Raw genomic sequence first — 16,060 nt, 5'->3', positions numbered from 1 at the left:
CCGCGTTTCTTATACCCTGCCAAGGGCTACGGGATTATTTCACTAACTTTCAATTCACTGTCATTATCGAACGAAAGAACTACATCATTTATTCAATGATCATAACGCAAATCCCATTCAGATATTATCCGTTCTCTTTTGCAAAATATTCCTTTGTCATCTTTACTACGACGCCGGACAGTAGGAACACAGCGATCAGGTTGGGGATGACCATAAGCCCGTTGAAGGTCTCGGCGATGCTCCACATCAGTCCGAGGTTCATTGTCGCGCCCACGATAGCTGTAAGGGAATACAGCACCATGAAAGGCATGTTGGAGCGGGAACCGAAGAGGAATTCGATACATCTGGTACCGTACAGTCCCCAGCCGATGATGGTGGAGAAAGCGAAACAGCACATGGCCACGGCGGTGAAAATGGATACCCAGTTGCCGTATACCGCGGTGAATCCGCCGATGGTCAGTTCCGCACCGGCTGCTTCACCGTAATTTACAGGTACGCCGCTACACAGGATGACCAGAGCCGTCATGGTACAGATGATGATGGTGTCCACGAATACCTCAAAGATGCCGAAGAATCCCTGTTTTACCGGTTTCTTCGTATCGGCACAGGCATGAGCGATGGATCCGGTACCAAGGCCGGCCTCGTTGGAGAAGATACCGCGGGACACGCCCTTTTTCATACTCATGAAGAAGCTTCCTACCACACCGCCGGTCACAGAGGCGGGATGGAAAGCACCTTCGATAATAGAAGCAAATACAGCAGGTACAGACTTAATATGAAAAATGATCACACCCAGTGCCAGCACGATATACATGATCGCCATGAAAGGTACCAGCTTAGAGGTAACATTGCCGATACGCTTGATGCCGCCGATCAGGATCAGGGCAATGATGATCGCCAGAGCCACGCCGATGATCAGGTTGACAAGCTTCACAGCATCCGCAGGCAGTACGTTAAAGCTGCTCAGAGCAGAATCAATGGCAGTAGTGATCGTATTGACCTGTGTGGCATTACCGGTACCGAACACAGCCAGCACACCGAAAGCGGCGAACAAATACGCCAGGAAGTGCCATTTCTTATCCAGTCCATTCTTAATATAATACATAGGGCCGCCTACCAGGTCTCCCTGTGCATTGGTCTCGCGGAAGTGTACAGCAAGTGTTACTTCGGCGAACTTGGTGCACATGCCGAGCAGCGCAGATACCCACATCCAGAATACCGCACCGGGACCGCCAATGGCGATGGCGCCTGCCACACCTGCTACATTACCGGTACCAACGGTAGCTGCGAGAGCGGTACATACCGCCTGGAAAGGTGTCAGGGCTCCATCGGAGGCTTCTTTTTTCTTCATCATACGTCCCAGTGTCACCTTCATGGAATAGGGGAACTTGCGGATCTGCAGGAAGCGCGTCCGGATACTTAAATACAGACCGACACCGATGATACAGATCATGGCGGGGACACCCCAGATGAAATTGTTGACAACACTGTTGACTGCTTCAATTGTGGATAACATAAACAGAATCTCCTATCATTTGTGGATATAAGGCAAATACTTTTACAGATTAACATATTTTCACATATGCTGCCACAAAAATCTTGATTTCCGGGCAGTGTATCATGGAATCTGTTTTTCCGAAGAGATAAATATTTGTTGCATGGAAGAAAATTCACAATTATTATAATAGAAAAGGGATAAATAAGGAGGACCAAAATGGAAGCAGATATCAGATGGCTGGACGATCCGAAGGTGTTCCGGGTCGGTCAGCTGCCAGCCCACAGTGATCATCCGATCTATCAGGATACGGAAGAAGCGGCAGAGGGCAGAAGCTCCCTGGTACAGTCTCTGGACGGAATATGGGAGTTCGCCTATTCGGTGAATGCGAAGAGCCGTCCGGTGGATTTCTACCGGGAAAATGCCGACAGTGCACAGTTCGATACGATCCGTGTGCCAGGACATATTGAACTGGCAGGTTATGACCAAATTCATTATATCAATAATATGTATCCCTGGGAGGGGAAAATCTACCGCCGCCCGGCCTATACACTGGGAAAAGGTCTGGCAGAAGGTGCTTTCAGCGAAGCAGAGTATAATCCTGTAGGAAGTTATCGCAAGCGTTTTCACCTGGCGGAAGGCCTGCGGGGAAAAAGGGTAATCATCTGTTTCGAAGGTGTGGAACAGGCGATGTATGTCTGGCTGAACGGGCATTTCGTGGGATATGCCGAGGACAGCTTTACCCCCTCCGAATTCGATCTGACACCCTATATTAAGGAAAAGGACAATCTGCTGGCGGTGGAAGTGCATAAGCGCAGTACGGCTGCTTTTCTGGAGGATCAGGATTTCTTCCGCTTTTTCGGAATCTTCCGGAGTGTGGAATTATATGCCAAGCCGCAGTGGCACGTGGAAGACCTCTGGGCGAAGCCTTATTTTTCCGTAGAGGATGGAAAAGGCACGTTAGATGCAGCAATCAAAATATCAGCTGAGGATGAAGGACAGCGTCCGGGCAAAATGCGTGTATGTCTGTCGGATGCCAACGGGAAATGCCTGTTGGAGCAGACACAGATTTTGCAGTCACAGGCGGAGCAGACGCTGCACCTTCGGGAAACATTGGCAGAAAAGGTAATCCCCTGGAGCCATGAGAATCCGTACTTATATCAGTTGGAGATCACGCTGACAGACAGTGAGGGCGAAGTGACGGAAGTGGTGCCTTATAAGATCGGCTTCCGGGATTTTATTTTGGATCCTACGGATAGAGTGATGAAACTGAACGGCGAGCGGCTGGTGATCTGTGGTGTGAACCGTCATGAGTGGAATGCAGCATCCGGCAGATGTATTTCAATGGAAGACATGAAATGGGATATTGCCTGCTTTAAACGCAACAATATCAATGCGGTCAGAACCTGTCATTATCCGGACCGCAAGGAATGGTACGGACTGTGTGATGAAGCCGGAATCTATGTGATGGCGGAGACGAATCTGGAGAGTCACGGCTCCTGGCAGAAGATGGGAGCTGTGGAACCTTCCTGGAATGTGCCCGGTTCCCTGCCGGAGTGGAAGGAAGCGGTAGTGGACCGTGCCAGAACCAATTTTGAATGCTTTAAGAATCATCCTTCGATCCTGTTCTGGTCTCTGGGAAATGAATCCTATGCCGAGGATGATATCGCTGCGATGCAGCAGTTCTTCAAGGAAAAAGACGACTTGCGTCTGGTGCACTATGAGGGCGTTTTCCATAACAAGGCATATGAGGATGTGATTTCCGATATGGAGAGCCGGATGTATGCATATCCGCAGGAGATTATAGATTATCTGGAAAACGACCCGAAAAAGCCGTATCTGTTATGCGAATATATGCATGACATGGGCAACTCTCTGGGCGGAATGAAGTCCTATATGGAATTATTGGACCGCTTTGAAATGTATCAGGGTGGATTTATCTGGGACTATATAGACCAGGCGCTTTGGGTGGAAGATGAAGTCACAGGACGGAGAGTACTGCGCTACGGAGGAGATTTTGATGACAGACCCAGCGACTATGAATTTTCCGGCAACGGAATTCTTTTCGCAAATCGCAGCGAAAAACCGGCAATGCAGGAGGTGAGATATTATTATGGCACTCAGAATCGTGATCGGTGATGTGACCATCGGAATACAGGGACAGGATTTTGCCTATATTTTCTCTGTAGGAATGGGCGGCATGGAATCTTTATATAAGGATGGAAAAGAGTGGCTGTACCGGGCTCCAAGACCGGCTTTCTGGCGCGCGGTCACGGACAATGACAGAGGGTGTGGATTCGCATTCCGCAGTGCAGTATGGTCCGCCGCGGATCGTTTTGTACGCTGCAGCCGGGTAGAGGCCCGGATGGATGGAGAGGAGATTGCTATCCCTCTGGCACCGGCGAATAATAAATACACCGGAAAAGAGACCTGCGACAGATTCGAGATCATCTATACGTATGAGACGCCGACAGTTCCGGCGACGGAGGTGACAGTGACTTATACGGTGGAAGCAGACGGCAGAATCCATGTGCAGGCAGATTATTGTGGAAAACAGGGCCTGCCGGAGCTTCCGGTATTCGGAATGCGGTTTCTGATGCCCACCGCAGCGGAGAGGTATACCTATGAAGGATTGTCCGGAGAGACCTATCCGGACCGTATGGCAGGAGGAATTCCCGGTGTGTATGAAGTACAGGGCCTGCCGGTGACACCTTATATGGTGCCTCAGGACTGTGGGATGCATATGCAGACCAAATGGCTGGAGATCGTTAGGAAGACTTCCCTGGATAATACAGACCGTGGAGAAAGAAGCAGCCGTTTAAAAATAACCGCGGAGGAGGGAAAACACTTCGCATTTTCCTGCCTGCCTTATACGGCACAGGAACTGGAAAATGCCATGCACCACGAAGAACTACCCCCTGCCCGCAGGACGGTGGTATCCATCCTGGGAGCAGTGAGGGGCGTGGGTGGTATCAACAGCTGGGGCGCTGATGTGGAAGATGCTTATCATATCAGCGGAGAACAGGATATCACTTACGGATTCTGGATCGAGTGAAATACTTCCCCGATCGGTCCCTGAATCAGGAGATCTGCGTGGCTGTCTCTGGGGGTCGCACTCTTGTTGATGACCACCAGCTTATCACCCTGAAAATAATCAATTAACCCGGCTGCGGGATAGACAGCCAGAGAAGTGCCGCCGATGATCAGGACATCTGCTTCGTGGATGTATCTGACGGCGGCATTTAACGTCTTCTCATCCAGTCCCTCTTCGTACAGAACCACATCCGGCTTGATGATACCACCGCATTTTTCACAGCGGGGAATACCGGTGCTGTTTAAGATCGTGTCGATTCCATAGAACTGATAGCATTTTTCACAGTAATTGCGAAGCACGGAGCCGTGGAGCTCCAGTACGGTCCTGCTTCCGGCAGCCTGATGCAGTCCGTCGATATTCTGGGTGATCACGGCCCGGACTTTCCCGGCAGCTTCCAGTTCTGCCAGTTTTTTATGGGCGGCATTGGGCTGTGCATTGGGGAAGAGCATCTTATTCCGGTAAAAACGGAAGAATTCCTCCGTGTGGGAACGATAAAAGGTGTGACTTAAAATCGTCTCCGGCGGGTAATCGTACTGTTGGTGATACAGTCCGTCCACGCTTCGGAAATCCGGGATTCCACTCTCGGTGGAGACACCGGCACCACCGAAAAATACGATATTGCCGTAGGTATCAATGATCTTTTGCAATTCCTGAATCTGTTTGTTCAAATTTTCCATAAGTTATTCCTCCTTTTCCTTATGAGAATTACGAAAATTTTGAAAATATTGTTTCCGTATCGGTTGCAGGCTGGTGGCAGTAGTAATAACCGCCAGATATTTGAACATCTGCAGCAGAATGTAGACGCCACAGGAATAGAAGCTGTTGATGAACTTTTGCATGTCTTCGGAAAACCATGCGGTGAACAGGCCACAGCCGAAACGCAGCAGAACGGCACTGAGCAGAATCCCACAGGTCAGGATCCACAGTTCGAGATCTTTTGTGTCCCCATGGAAAAGTCCATGGATCACGCGGACGGTCAGCACACAAAGGGCAAGCAGTGCCAGCAGGAACATGGGCTGTCCCAACAACTGATAGATAGCGTTGCTCTTATTCAGAAGAGATACCATACCGGAACTGTAGATCTCATTGAAATCATATAAGGTCTCATCCTCAATGGAATCATAATCGGCAGCCTGAAACTGTGACAGTGTGGGGTACACGGTCAGGCAGGAGGCAAAGGATTCCATACGACGGATATCCGACAGCCGGCCGGCACTTTTGGCGGAACTGCTCAAAGCACAATCGGTGTATCCTGCAATTTTCCAGATATTCTGCAAAGTATCACTGAGGATACCGGGAATTTCTTCCGGCAGTACTCCACGGGATTGGGAGGAAAAATAGAGGGCACCGTCCGTCTTTTCGGTCAGCTCGCCACTGGCTACGGCTGCCCGCAGTTCGGAGAGGACATTGCCATAAAAGGTCTGTGCACTGACGGCATTCGGGGCAATTCCCGAGTCCTGTACCGCATCCCGCAGTACCCAGCTGAAGTGATCGCCGGGAATCTCACCATCCCTTGTGGCCCAGTCTTCGGTATAACTGTCCAATAGTGGCTGAATCTGCTGCAGAGTGGGACTGGCTGCTTCTGCTCTGACAATAGTATCCCGGGAGATCCAGATGTCGGGATTGGTTCTCGTATTGCTGTCCAGATGATACAACAGGGACATCAGCTCTGCAAAATTTCCCTCCGTGCGGTCGTTGTTCAGGAAAACACCGTAGTGGATCCGGTTGATGACGGAGACACCGGTGTTGGCGCCGAACAGGAGAAGGAGTGGCAATAACATGGTCAGGCAGTGAAGCAGAAGTGCCTTTGTGTTTAATTTCTTATGCAGGACCAGAATTACATAACCCACGTTCCATACCGTCATAACGGCGATAAACGGCAGGATCCAGACGGAATCCTCCCGGATCTGCCAGAAAAAGGCAAGAGTCAGTCCGGTCAGGAATGCCCAGGGCAGCTGTTTTTTCAAGGGGAGCTCTTTGCGCAGAGTCAGTCCGATCATGCTGGAAAATACCACCAGGACCATTCCCGGAACGATTGCCATGCGGTACAGCCGCTGCGTGACCAACAGCGTGAGGCTGATGGGGGAAAACAACAGGAGCAGATAGAGAATTGCCTGCCCATAGGGATTCTGCCATCTCACAGACACTGCGCGGACAAACAGCCATGCACCGGCCGCCTGCAACAGCGACAGCAGAACAGAGTAGGGAAGGCACAGCTTTTTCGCCAGTACCAGAAACAGCGGATAGCCGATTCCTTTTGCCAGTGTATAAGAATCGTAGCTGCCAAGCCACACGCCGCTCAGCAGATCGTAAGCATTCTCGAACAGCAGCCGGTCATCATAGCGCTGATTTGCCAGGATCATATAAGGAATCCTCAGTCCGGCGAGGACGCGGAAAACGGTCATCACCAGAAGGAGGAAGGGCAGATATCGGGAAAAATCTTTTTTGGATAATGTGGTATGCATAAGGTTTCCATCCGTTTCTTTTTTCAAAAGTAGTATGTTAATTACATCATAGTGTTAGGTGAGTGACAAGTCAATCAGTGTCCGGTAAAGAAAATTTTCGAAAAAATTAAGAAAACCCTAAAATATGTGGTATTGAGACTGCCGTAGGAGATATGCTACAATAGATCGTAGGAAAGAATGGAGGCAGTATGAAAAGGAACCACTTGATTCCGAGGGAAAAAAGTAAAAAAGTGATCTATCTGGATCCCAGAGGCAGAGGCGTGGGAGAAAAACATTACGGAGCAAGGGCGTTATATGTTCTGGCGGTGCTGTGTCTGCTGTACTGTGTGGGGATCGGTCTTTTTGTTGCCTTCGGCAGCTACTTTTTCCTGGTCTGGGGTGTGATTGGTGCTTTTTGTGCCGCATGGGCATGGGTGCTGACCCGCAGAACCGTATATTACTGGATCCCCCGATGGCTGCATATTACATTCCGGAGTCTTGTGATGGCAGGGATGGTATTGCTTCTTATTATAGAAGGGATGATCGTCAGTCAGTTCCATGCCACGGCGCAGGAAGGTGCGGATTATGTGATCATACTGGGAGCCCAGTGGAAGACTTCCGGCCCCAGTTATGTGCTACAGAAACGGCTGGATAAAGCCATAGAATATCTGAATGCCAATCCGGAGACCAAAGTCATCGTGTCCGGTGGACAGGGATACAATGAACCCATCAGCGAGGCCGAGGGAATGCAAGGATATCTGGAAACCGCCGGGATCGATCCGGAGCGGATCCTCATGGAGGATGCTTCCACGAATACCACGCAGAATCTGATCTTCAGCGGAGAACTGCTGGACAAATCAGAGGACAGTGTTGTGGTTATTACCAACAATTTTCATATGTTCCGGGCGTTGGCTATTGCGAGAAAACAGGGCTATGCCCATGTAGAGGGACTGTCCGCGGGAACTTATCCCGTTACCGTACCGAATAACCTGCTGCGGGAGGCTTTCGGGGTAGTGAAGGACTTTATGGCGAACCATTTATAATACAGAATCACAGGCCTCTGTCGCGACATGTTTGCGGAGGAGTGGCGATACAGTCAGGAAAAGAAGAGGAAAATGTTATGGATATTAATGTGGGAGATGTATTGAAACTGAAAAAACAGCATCCCTGCGGCAGCAGAGAATGGGAAGTACTCCGTGTGGGAGCAGATTTCCGGCTGAAATGTCTGGGCTGTGGACACCAGATCATGATCGCAAGAAAACTATTAGAAAAAAATGTGAAAGAAATCGTTGAAAAATCTTGAAAAGTGGACAGGAATATGGTATCATGTTCCTTCGTGAGACACTTTATTCCTTGCTCATATATAAAATATGGGCCAGAGACCAAAAGGAGGTAACTAACATGAACAAGTACGAATTAGCCGTTGTTGTTAGCGCTAAGATCGAGGATGATGAGAGAGCAGCCGTTGTTGACAAGTGCAAAGCACTGGTTGAGAGATTCGGCGGCAACATCACAGAAGTGGACGAGTGGGGCAAGAAGAAGCTTGCTTACGAAGTTCAGAAGATGAAAGAAGCTTTCTACTACTTCATCAGATTTGAAGCTGAGAGCACTGTTCCTGCAGAGATCGAGAGCCGTGTTCGTATCATGGACAACGTGATCAGATACTTATGCGTTAGACAGGACGAGGCATAAACAGAAAGCGAGAAGCGAAATATGAATAAAGTAATTCTTATGGGACGTTTAACAAGGGATCCTGAGGTAAGATATTCTCAGGGAGCTACCGCAACAGCGATTGCTCGTTTTTCCATAGCAGTAGATAGAAGATTTAAGCGTGACGGTGAGCCGGATGCTGATTTTATTAACTGTGTAGCGTTTGGCAGAACCGGTGAGTTTATTGAGAGATACGGCCACAAGGGAACAAAGTTCGTTGTTGAAGGACGTATCCAGACCGGAAGCTATACCAATAAGGATGGACAGCGTGTGTATACTACTGATGTAGTGGCTGAGAACGTAGAGTTCGCAGAGAGTAAGAACGCATCTGCCGGCAATAATGACGGCGGATACCAGAACGCTGGCTTTGGTGGTGGTAATAATGCCCCTGCTCCTTCCGGAGCAGGTGATGGCTTTATGAACATCCCTGACGGCATCGATGAAGAATTACCCTTTAACTAAGTTTCAGTGACAAGCGGAGCTGACACCCGCCTCTGCCCTGACAGATTCCGATAGGAGGTAATAATAATGGCTTTTAATAAGACTGAGAAGACCGATTCTCCGATGAGAAAAAAAGGCGGTATGCGCAGAAGAAAGAAAGTTTGCGTATTCTGTGGTAAAGATAACGTAATCGATTACAAGGATACAGCTAAGCTGAAGAAGTATGTATCTGAGAGAGGTAAGATCCTTCCTCGTCGTATTACCGGTACTTGTGCAAAGCATCAGAGAGCACTGACCGTTGCTATCAAGAGAGCACGTCACGTAGCACTTATGCCTTATGTAGCTGAATAATTCAGACTAAGATGAGAGACCAGCCCTTTGTGGCTGGTCTTTTTGTGTATACCATGAGCCGAGTACAGGGTAACAGTTGCGTTTGACGGGGGTCGGATGCTCCATTATAATAAAAAGAGAAAATTATTGGAGAAAAGGTATCGCAAAAGCATGAGTACAGATAAGCATAGATTAATACCAATTACTGATCTGCATACACCGGAACTGGAGATCTACAATGAACGCAGGGAGGTACAACTTTTTCATTATTATGAGCCAGAGCGGGGGCTGTTCATTGCGGAGAGCCCCAATGTGATTCTGCGGGCACTGGCAGCGGGATATGAGCCGCTGTCACTTCTGATGGAACAGCGGGAAGCGGATTCGGAGAAGGGCAGGGAAATCCTGGGGCGGATTGCAGAGGTGTCTGGGGAAATTCCCGTATATGTGGCATCCAATGAAGTGCTGTCGGAGATTTCCGGCTTTAAACTGGCGAGAGGAATGCTCTGTGCCATGCGCAGAAGAGCATTGCCGAAGATGGAAGACTTGTGCGGAAATGCCAGACGCATTGCTGTTCTGGAGAATGTTGTAAATCCCACAAATGTAGGCGCAATTTTCCGTTCTGCGGCAGCGTTGGGAATCGATGCAGTATTGTTGACGGGAGGCTGCAGTGACCCGTTGTACCGTCGGGCGTCAAGAGTCAGCATGGGAACCGTATTCCAGGTGCCGTGGACGATCCTGGAGACAAAGGACTGGCCGGAGCATACCATGGAACAGCTGCGGAAGATGGGGTATCATACCGTAGCCATGGCTTTAAAAGAAGACAGCTTGCGGCCGGATGATGAGAAACTGCATAATGTCGAAAAGCTTGCCATTATTCTGGGAACGGAAGGGGAAGGACTGGCAGCGGATACCATTGCGGATTGTGACGATACGGTGTGCATTCCCATGGCCCATGGTGTGGATTCCCTGAACGTGGCGGCCGCCAGCGCAGTGGCTTTCTGGGAACTGTGTAAGTAAGAGAACGGCTCTCCGTCCGGAAAAGCTGACAAAAAGCACAAATTTGACAGAGGAATATTGTCTATTCGTCAAAATAATATGGTGGCGGAGCGGATTATTATTTGTTATAATAGAAGTTGTCGAACGCAAATATTGAGAGGTGTTCTTTCATGAAAAAACGAATCAGACTGAAAGGCAGGATCCGTACATATATCCAGTTCACCCTATATCTGGGCCTGTTACTGCTGGCTATCGATGCGGCGGTATTCATGTTGGATTTCCGTGCAGGACTGCTTACCTTCGGATTTACGATTTTTTATTTTGCAATTACCCTGACGCTGTATTTCTACAACAAGCCGATCATCATGAACGAGTTGATCAGCTTTGCCACGGAATATGGTCAGATCCAGCGAAAACTGCTGCGGGATCTGGAATTGCCATATGCCCTTCTGGACGATTCCGGCAAGGTGATCTGGACCAACATTGCCTTTGAGAATGTGGTGCATCAGCCCAAGGGCTACAGTAAATCCATCACTTCCCTGTTTCCTACCATTACCCGGGACAGGCTTCCGGACGAATCTGGTGTGGACGAGGCACAGTATGAACTGGAATACGAGGGCTGTGAGTATGTGGCCAAATTCCGCAAGATTTCTCTGAAGGAGATGGCGGAACACAGCGATATGATCGATGCGGAAGGCTATAACGGTTACCTGATTGCCGTCTATCTCTTCGATGAGACGGCACTGCATATTGCACTGCAGGAAGTGGATGACCAGAGTCTGAGCGTAGGCATGATCTATCTGGACAACTATGAGGAAGCCCTGGAGAGCGTCGAGGAAGTCCGTAGATCCCTGCTGATCGCTTTGATCGACCGTAAGGTAAATAAATACATTGCGGCACTGGATGGTATCAGCAAGAAGCTGGAGAAGGACAAGTATCTGGTAATCATGCGGAAAAAAGCAGTGGCACAGCTGCAGGAGAACCGTTTTGATCTGCTGGAAGAGGTCAAGACGGTGAACATCGGCAACGAGATGGCGGTGACCATCAGTATCGGTATCGGTCTGGATGGACTGACCTATGCGCAGAACTACGAGTTTGCCCGTACCGCCATTGATCTGGCGCTGGGACGCGGCGGTGACCAGGCGGTCATCAAGACGCCGGAGAGCATTACCTACTACGGCGGCAAGAGCCAGCAGGTAGAGAAGAATACCCGTGTCAAGGCAAGAGTAAAAGCTCATGCCCTGCGGGAAATCATCACCGGCAAGGATCGTGTCATTGTCATGGGACACCGGATGCCGGATGTGGACAGCTTCGGTTCTGCGGTGGGTATTTACCGGATCGCCCAGACATTGGGCAGAAAGGCTCACATTGTATTGAACGAGGCTACGACCTCTGTACAGCCGCTGGTGGAGCTGTTTAAGAACAATCCGGAATATGACGAGGATATGATCATCACCAGCCAGCAGGCCATTGATATGGCAGGCAGCAATACGGTTCTGGTGGTGGTGGATGTCAATAAGCCCTCCATCACAGAGTGCCCGGATCTGCTTCGCTTCTGCAAATCCGTCGTAGTACTGGACCACCACAGACAGGGTACGGAGACCATTGAGAATGCCACATTGTCTTATGTGGAGCCTTATGCATCCTCCGCCTGCGAGATGGTATCCGAGATCTTGCAGTATACCTACGACAATATCAAGATCCGTACGGAAGAGGCGGATTGTATGTATTCCGGTATCATGATCGATACCAATAACTTTATGACCAAAACAGGTGTCCGCACCTTCGAGGCTGCCGCATTCCTGCGCAGAAACGGTGCGGATGTGACCCGTGTGAGAAAACTGTTCCGTGAGGATGCAGCAGAATACAAGGCCAAGGCGGATGCTGTCAGTCAGGCAGAGATCTACAAGCAGTTCTTTGCAATTTCTCTGTGTACCGCAGAGGATCTGCCCAGCCCTACCATCATTGGTGCGCAGGCAGCCAACGAACTGCTGAATATCAAGGGCATTAAGGCAAGTTTTGTACTTACCGATTATCAGGGCAAGATCTATGTCAGCGCCAGATCCATTGATGAGGTCAATGTACAGATCATCATGGAGCGTATGGGCGGTGGAGGCCACATGAATACCGCAGCCTGCCAGATGGAAGGCGTGGGACTGGTAGAGGCCATTGGCGTATTGAAGAATACCATCGACGACATGCTGGAATCCGGTGAGATCTAAGGGATTCCGTTTGAAAAGTTTTACCATATAAAACAGAAGATTCAGGAAAGGCAGGTTGATCCTATGAAAATTATTTTACTTCAGGATGAAAAAAAGCTGGGAAAAAAAGGAGACATCATTGAGGCCAGCGAAGGATATGCAAGAAACTATATTTTACCGAAGAAGATCGGTGTGGAGGCAAGCTCCAAGAATCTGAACGATCTGAAGCTCCATAAGGCAAACGAAGAGAAGGTGGCACAGGAGAATCTGGATGCGGCAAAGGCGCTGGCAACAGAGCTGGAGACCAAGCAGGTCGTGGTCAAGATCAAGGCAGGAGAGGGCGGAAGAACCTTCGGTTCTGTATCCTCCAAAGAGATTGCAACTGCCTGCAAGGAACAGCATGGTATCGAGATTGACAAGAAGAAAATCCAGCTGCCGGAGAGTCTGAAGAACTTCGGCTCCTATGAGGTAACAGTGAAGCTTCATCCCCAGGTGGCAGCGAAGCTGACGGTGAAAGTTACGGAGGCGTAGACGACCCCATGCCCGCAATGGATGAAAATGTAATCAAAAGAATAATGCCTCACAGTTTAGAGGCGGAGCAGTCGGTCATCGGCTCTATGTTCATTGACGCGGAAGCCATTGCGGCTGCCACAGAGCAGATCTCCGGAGAGGATTTCTACAACAGGCAGTACGGTGTGGTATTTGACACCATCGTAGAGTTGAACAATGAAGGAAAGCCCATTGACTTTGTCACTTTGCAGGATCGGTTGCGATCCAAGGAGGATGTGCCTCCCGAGGTCAGTGGACTGGATTTCCTGACGAATCTGATTGCAGCAGTACCTACTTCCGCCAATATCAAGTATTATGCTGGAATCGTGGCGGAGAAGGCGACACTCCGGCGTCTGATCCGTACCAATGAAGAGATTGCCAATACCTGTTATAGCGGCAAGGAGAGCCTGGATACGATTCTGGAGAGTACCGAGAGCAAGATCAATGAAGTGGTACAGAAGAAAAACGTCAAGGAATTCGTACCGATTCGTACCGTAGTCATGAACGCCATGGACAAGATCGAGAAGGCTTCCAAACTGCACGGAACCGTCACAGGTATTGCCACCGGATTCATTGATCTGGACTATCGTACCGCCGGAATGCAGCCCTCGGACCTGGTGCTGATCGCAGCCCGTCCTTCCATGGGTAAGACGGCGTTTGTATTGAATATCGCGCAGCATGTAGCATTTAAGCAGAATCTGCCGGTAGCCATATTCAGTCTGGAAATGAGTAAGGAGCAGCTGATCAATCGTATGTTTTCCCTGGAATCCAGCGTGGATGCCCAGAAGCTCCGTACCGGTCAGCTGAATGACCAGGAATGGGAACGACTGATCGAGAGTGCCGGTGTCATCGGCAAGTCCAAGCTGATGATCGACGATACCCCCGGTATCAGCATTGCCGAGCTTCGTTCCAAATGCAGAAGAATGAAGCAGGAAAACGGTCTGTCCATGATCATCATCGACTACTTACAGTTGATGTCGGGAAGTGGCGGAAGAAGCAGCGATTCCAGACAGCAGGAGATTTCCGATATTTCGAGATCCCTGAAAGCAGTCGCCAGAGAGCTGTCCGTACCGGTGCTGGCATTGTCTCAGTTGAGTCGGGCTGTAGAGCAGAGACCGGATCATCGCCCTATGTTGTCTGACCTGCGTGAGTCCGGAGCCATCGAGCAGGACGCCGACGTGGTAATGTTCATCTACCGTGATGATTATTATAATCACGATTCGCCGGATAAAGGTATTTCGGAGATCATCATAGCCAAACAGAGAAACGGTCCCATCGGAACCGTACAGCTGGCATGGCTGCCGGAATACACCAAGTTTGCCAATCTGGAAAACGACAGAAAAAAAGATTTCTAAGTATATTACGAATACAGAACATAAAATACGAAAGAGAACAAGTGAGGGAGATTCCCCGCACCTGTTCTCTTTCGTATTTTTATTATATATGGATATGTGGAAAGGAAGAGAATATGGGAGAGTATTTATTGATTTCGGATGCTGCAAAACAGGTAAAGGTGGAGAGCCATGTACTTCGCTATTGGGAAGAGGAATTACATCTGCCCATCAAAAGAAACGAGCTGGGGCACCGCTATTATACGAAGGAAGACGTGGAACGGTTCAAAGAGATCAAGAGCATGAAAGAAAGGGGATTACAGTTGAAAGCAATTAAAATGATATTAAAGGACGGACGGCTGGACGTACTGCCGGAGGAACGGGAAAAAGAGCCTGTAGAAGCCCGGAAAGAGCCGGCAGAAGTCCGGACACCACACATGGCCATCGAGATCGTTGATAAACCGGTGGATAAAGAGATGCCGGTACAGCCGCAGGAGAGGATATGTACGGTGCCGGAGAAGGAAGGACTGCAGAGTGAAAGCAGGGAAGAGAAGGCTAAAAGGCTCCAGTGGATCCTGCAACAGTTGATCCGTGAGGCAGTACGGGAGAATAACCAGGACCTTTGCCGGGAACTCAAGGAAAGCATGGTCAAGGAGCTGGATTATCAGTTCCGCAGCAGAGAAGAACGGGAAGAGGAGAGAGACCGCAGACTGGAACAGCGCAGCGAGGAGTACTATCAGAAGATGGACGAGCTGTTGCGGAAAAAGACCAGGGGACAACTGCGGAAACAGCAGAAAGAGGAGAGAAGGCCGAAAGTGGAAAAAGAGTCCACAGAGATCGCAGACAAAGAAAATACCGGCAGGGAAATTAAGGCAGAAAAAAAGAAAAGGCATTTCATTTTCTGAAATGCCTTCCCCGGGGTACGTGTGCGCCTAGCGGCGCACGTTTCTAACGGGTTAAAGTCCCGAATCCGCCCGGTAGTGGGAAGGATATAGCCGAAGGCAAGGGTGTCCATCGTGAGGTGGAATCTGAAGGAAGCTGGATGTGAGGAAAATACTAACTCATGGGCAAATCTCTGGTCTGACGGACAGAAATCTTATATGAGGTTATGCATGAGGGTAAGGTTGCACGCCAAATCGAAGCCCAATAACTACACGGAATCATGCATGATAAATGAGGCAGATGGATGGAGAGGAAGAAACGTGTGGTACCTAGGGAGGTCTGTGCGGTACGCCTTGAAAGAGGCAACCATTGCATAAAGCAATGCTGAACGCACAGAAGTCAGCAGAGGTCATAGCAGCCAAACGGAACAAGTTCCGTTCGAGGTGAAGGACCGAATCAGTAGGAGTCTTGAGTATGACCGAGAAAGGAGGAATGACCGTCTATGGCAGAAAACATTGAAAACAATGGCTGTTCGCAAAGAGATAATGCGGAACATGAAGGGTATGTGAAAGCGTCCAGGTCATTCA

Annotated in this window: 15 protein-coding genes; 12 read left to right on the top strand and 3 right to left on the bottom strand. The window is 49.4% G+C overall.

Features of this window, described 5'->3' with window-relative positions; all coding sequences use genetic code 11:
• Positions 1–124: 124 nt before the first annotated feature.
• On the bottom strand, positions 125–1,516 hold the full coding sequence (locus DWZ61_RS10910) for a sodium:alanine symporter family protein (protein ID WP_118538499.1): 1,392 nt from the start codon (positions 1,514–1,516) through the stop codon (positions 125–127).
• Between the two features lie 198 nt (positions 1,517–1,714).
• Between DWZ61_RS10910 and DWZ61_RS10905 the strand changes: the two genes are divergently transcribed.
• Positions 1,715–3,634, top strand: coding sequence for a glycoside hydrolase family 2 TIM barrel-domain containing protein (locus DWZ61_RS10905; protein WP_118538497.1), 1,920 nt, complete (start codon positions 1,715–1,717; stop codon positions 3,632–3,634).
• Entirely contained in the window at positions 3,609–4,550 is a 942-nt protein-coding gene (locus DWZ61_RS10900) for a beta-galactosidase small subunit (protein ID WP_118538495.1), read from the top strand. The genes DWZ61_RS10905 and DWZ61_RS10900 overlap by 26 nt, the downstream gene beginning before the upstream one ends.
• Here the strand turns inward: DWZ61_RS10900 and DWZ61_RS10895 are convergent.
• The gene (locus DWZ61_RS10895; protein WP_118538493.1) at positions 4,529–5,266 is read right to left on the bottom strand and encodes an NAD-dependent protein deacylase; all 738 of its coding nucleotides are present in this window, start codon (positions 5,264–5,266) and stop codon (positions 4,529–4,531) included. The two genes, DWZ61_RS10900 and DWZ61_RS10895, sit on opposite strands and share 22 nt — an antisense overlap.
• A gap of 3 nt (positions 5,267–5,269) precedes the next feature.
• A complete protein-coding gene (locus DWZ61_RS10890; RefSeq protein ID WP_118538492.1) occupies positions 5,270–7,054 on the bottom strand; it encodes a hypothetical protein in 1,785 nt (594 codons plus the stop codon).
• Between the two features lie 188 nt (positions 7,055–7,242).
• On the opposite strand from DWZ61_RS10890, the gene DWZ61_RS10885 reads away from it, so the two are divergent.
• The 10 genes from DWZ61_RS10885 to DWZ61_RS10840 all read left to right on the top strand — a co-directional run bounded on the left by DWZ61_RS10885 (position 7,243) and on the right by DWZ61_RS10840 (position 15,496).
• Positions 7,243–8,076, top strand: a complete 834-nt coding sequence (locus tag DWZ61_RS10885; protein WP_118538490.1) for a YdcF family protein — start codon at positions 7,243–7,245, stop codon at positions 8,074–8,076.
• 77 nt (positions 8,077–8,153) lie between these two features.
• Complete coding sequence (locus DWZ61_RS10880) at positions 8,154–8,336, top strand: DUF951 domain-containing protein (protein WP_022312293.1); 183 nt, start codon at positions 8,154–8,156, stop codon at positions 8,334–8,336.
• A 98-nt stretch (positions 8,337–8,434) separates the two neighbouring features.
• Entirely contained in the window at positions 8,435–8,725 is a 291-nt protein-coding gene (rpsF, locus tag DWZ61_RS10875; protein ID WP_022154888.1) for a 30S ribosomal protein S6, read from the top strand.
• A gap of 21 nt (positions 8,726–8,746) precedes the next feature.
• Entirely contained in the window at positions 8,747–9,205 is a 459-nt protein-coding gene (locus DWZ61_RS10870) for a single-stranded DNA-binding protein (protein ID WP_117465714.1), read from the top strand.
• 66 nt (positions 9,206–9,271) lie between these two features.
• Positions 9,272–9,535 carry a 30S ribosomal protein S18 gene (rpsR, locus tag DWZ61_RS10865; protein ID WP_022154890.1) on the top strand — a complete coding sequence of 88 codons (264 nt, stop codon included), beginning with the start codon at positions 9,272–9,274 and terminating at the stop codon, positions 9,533–9,535.
• A 150-nt stretch (positions 9,536–9,685) separates the two neighbouring features.
• Positions 9,686–10,531, top strand: coding sequence for an RNA methyltransferase (locus DWZ61_RS10860; RefSeq protein WP_118538488.1), 846 nt, complete (start codon positions 9,686–9,688; stop codon positions 10,529–10,531).
• A gap of 149 nt (positions 10,532–10,680) precedes the next feature.
• Entirely contained in the window at positions 10,681–12,732 is a 2,052-nt protein-coding gene (locus DWZ61_RS10855) for a DHH family phosphoesterase (RefSeq protein WP_118538486.1), read from the top strand.
• Between the two features lie 63 nt (positions 12,733–12,795).
• Entirely contained in the window at positions 12,796–13,242 is a 447-nt protein-coding gene (gene rplI, locus DWZ61_RS10850) for a 50S ribosomal protein L9 (RefSeq protein WP_022312021.1), read from the top strand.
• A gap of 17 nt (positions 13,243–13,259) precedes the next feature.
• A complete protein-coding gene (gene dnaB, locus DWZ61_RS10845; RefSeq protein ID WP_117465767.1) occupies positions 13,260–14,615 on the top strand; it encodes a replicative DNA helicase in 1,356 nt (451 codons plus the stop codon).
• Positions 14,616–14,728: 113 nt separating this feature from the next.
• Positions 14,729–15,496, top strand: a complete 768-nt coding sequence (locus tag DWZ61_RS10840) for a helix-turn-helix domain-containing protein (RefSeq protein ID WP_118538484.1) — start codon at positions 14,729–14,731, stop codon at positions 15,494–15,496.
• Positions 15,497–16,060 lie beyond the last annotated feature (564 nt).

This window comes from Clostridium sp. AF34-10BH (genome assembly GCF_003478095.1).
Classification (GTDB): Bacteria; Bacillota; Clostridia; order Lachnospirales; family Lachnospiraceae; genus Acetatifactor; species Acetatifactor acetigignens.
The sequence above is the reverse complement of the archived record's forward strand: the minus strand, read 5'-3'. Positions and strand labels throughout refer to the sequence as shown.

Excerpts from the sequence above, each read along its gene's own strand:
- DWZ61_RS10885 (WP_118538490.1), top strand. The coding sequence starts at position 7,243 with ATGAAAAGGAACCACTTGATTCCGAGGGAAAAAAGTAAAAAAGTGATC.
- DWZ61_RS10900 (WP_118538495.1), top strand. The coding sequence starts at position 3,609 with ATGGCACTCAGAATCGTGATCGGTGATGTGACCATCGGAATACAGGGA.
- DWZ61_RS10860 (WP_118538488.1), top strand. The coding sequence starts at position 9,686 with ATGAGTACAGATAAGCATAGATTAATACCAATTACTGATCTGCATACA.
- DWZ61_RS10910 (WP_118538499.1), bottom strand. The coding sequence starts at position 1,516 with ATGTTATCCACAATTGAAGCAGTCAACAGTGTTGTCAACAATTTCATC.
- DWZ61_RS10895 (WP_118538493.1), bottom strand. The coding sequence starts at position 5,266 with ATGGAAAATTTGAACAAACAGATTCAGGAATTGCAAAAGATCATTGAT.
- rpsR (WP_022154890.1), top strand. The coding sequence starts at position 9,272 with ATGGCTTTTAATAAGACTGAGAAGACCGATTCTCCGATGAGAAAAAAA.
- DWZ61_RS10890 (WP_118538492.1), bottom strand. The coding sequence starts at position 7,054 with ATGCATACCACATTATCCAAAAAAGATTTTTCCCGATATCTGCCCTTC.
- DWZ61_RS10870 (WP_117465714.1), top strand. The coding sequence starts at position 8,747 with ATGAATAAAGTAATTCTTATGGGACGTTTAACAAGGGATCCTGAGGTA.
- DWZ61_RS10905 (WP_118538497.1), top strand. The coding sequence starts at position 1,715 with ATGGAAGCAGATATCAGATGGCTGGACGATCCGAAGGTGTTCCGGGTC.
- rplI (WP_022312021.1), top strand. The coding sequence starts at position 12,796 with ATGAAAATTATTTTACTTCAGGATGAAAAAAAGCTGGGAAAAAAAGGA.
- DWZ61_RS10880 (WP_022312293.1), top strand. The coding sequence starts at position 8,154 with ATGGATATTAATGTGGGAGATGTATTGAAACTGAAAAAACAGCATCCC.
- DWZ61_RS10855 (WP_118538486.1), top strand. The coding sequence starts at position 10,681 with ATGAAAAAACGAATCAGACTGAAAGGCAGGATCCGTACATATATCCAG.
- dnaB (WP_117465767.1), top strand. The coding sequence starts at position 13,260 with ATGGATGAAAATGTAATCAAAAGAATAATGCCTCACAGTTTAGAGGCG.
- DWZ61_RS10840 (WP_118538484.1), top strand. The coding sequence starts at position 14,729 with ATGGGAGAGTATTTATTGATTTCGGATGCTGCAAAACAGGTAAAGGTG.
- rpsF (WP_022154888.1), top strand. The coding sequence starts at position 8,435 with ATGAACAAGTACGAATTAGCCGTTGTTGTTAGCGCTAAGATCGAGGAT.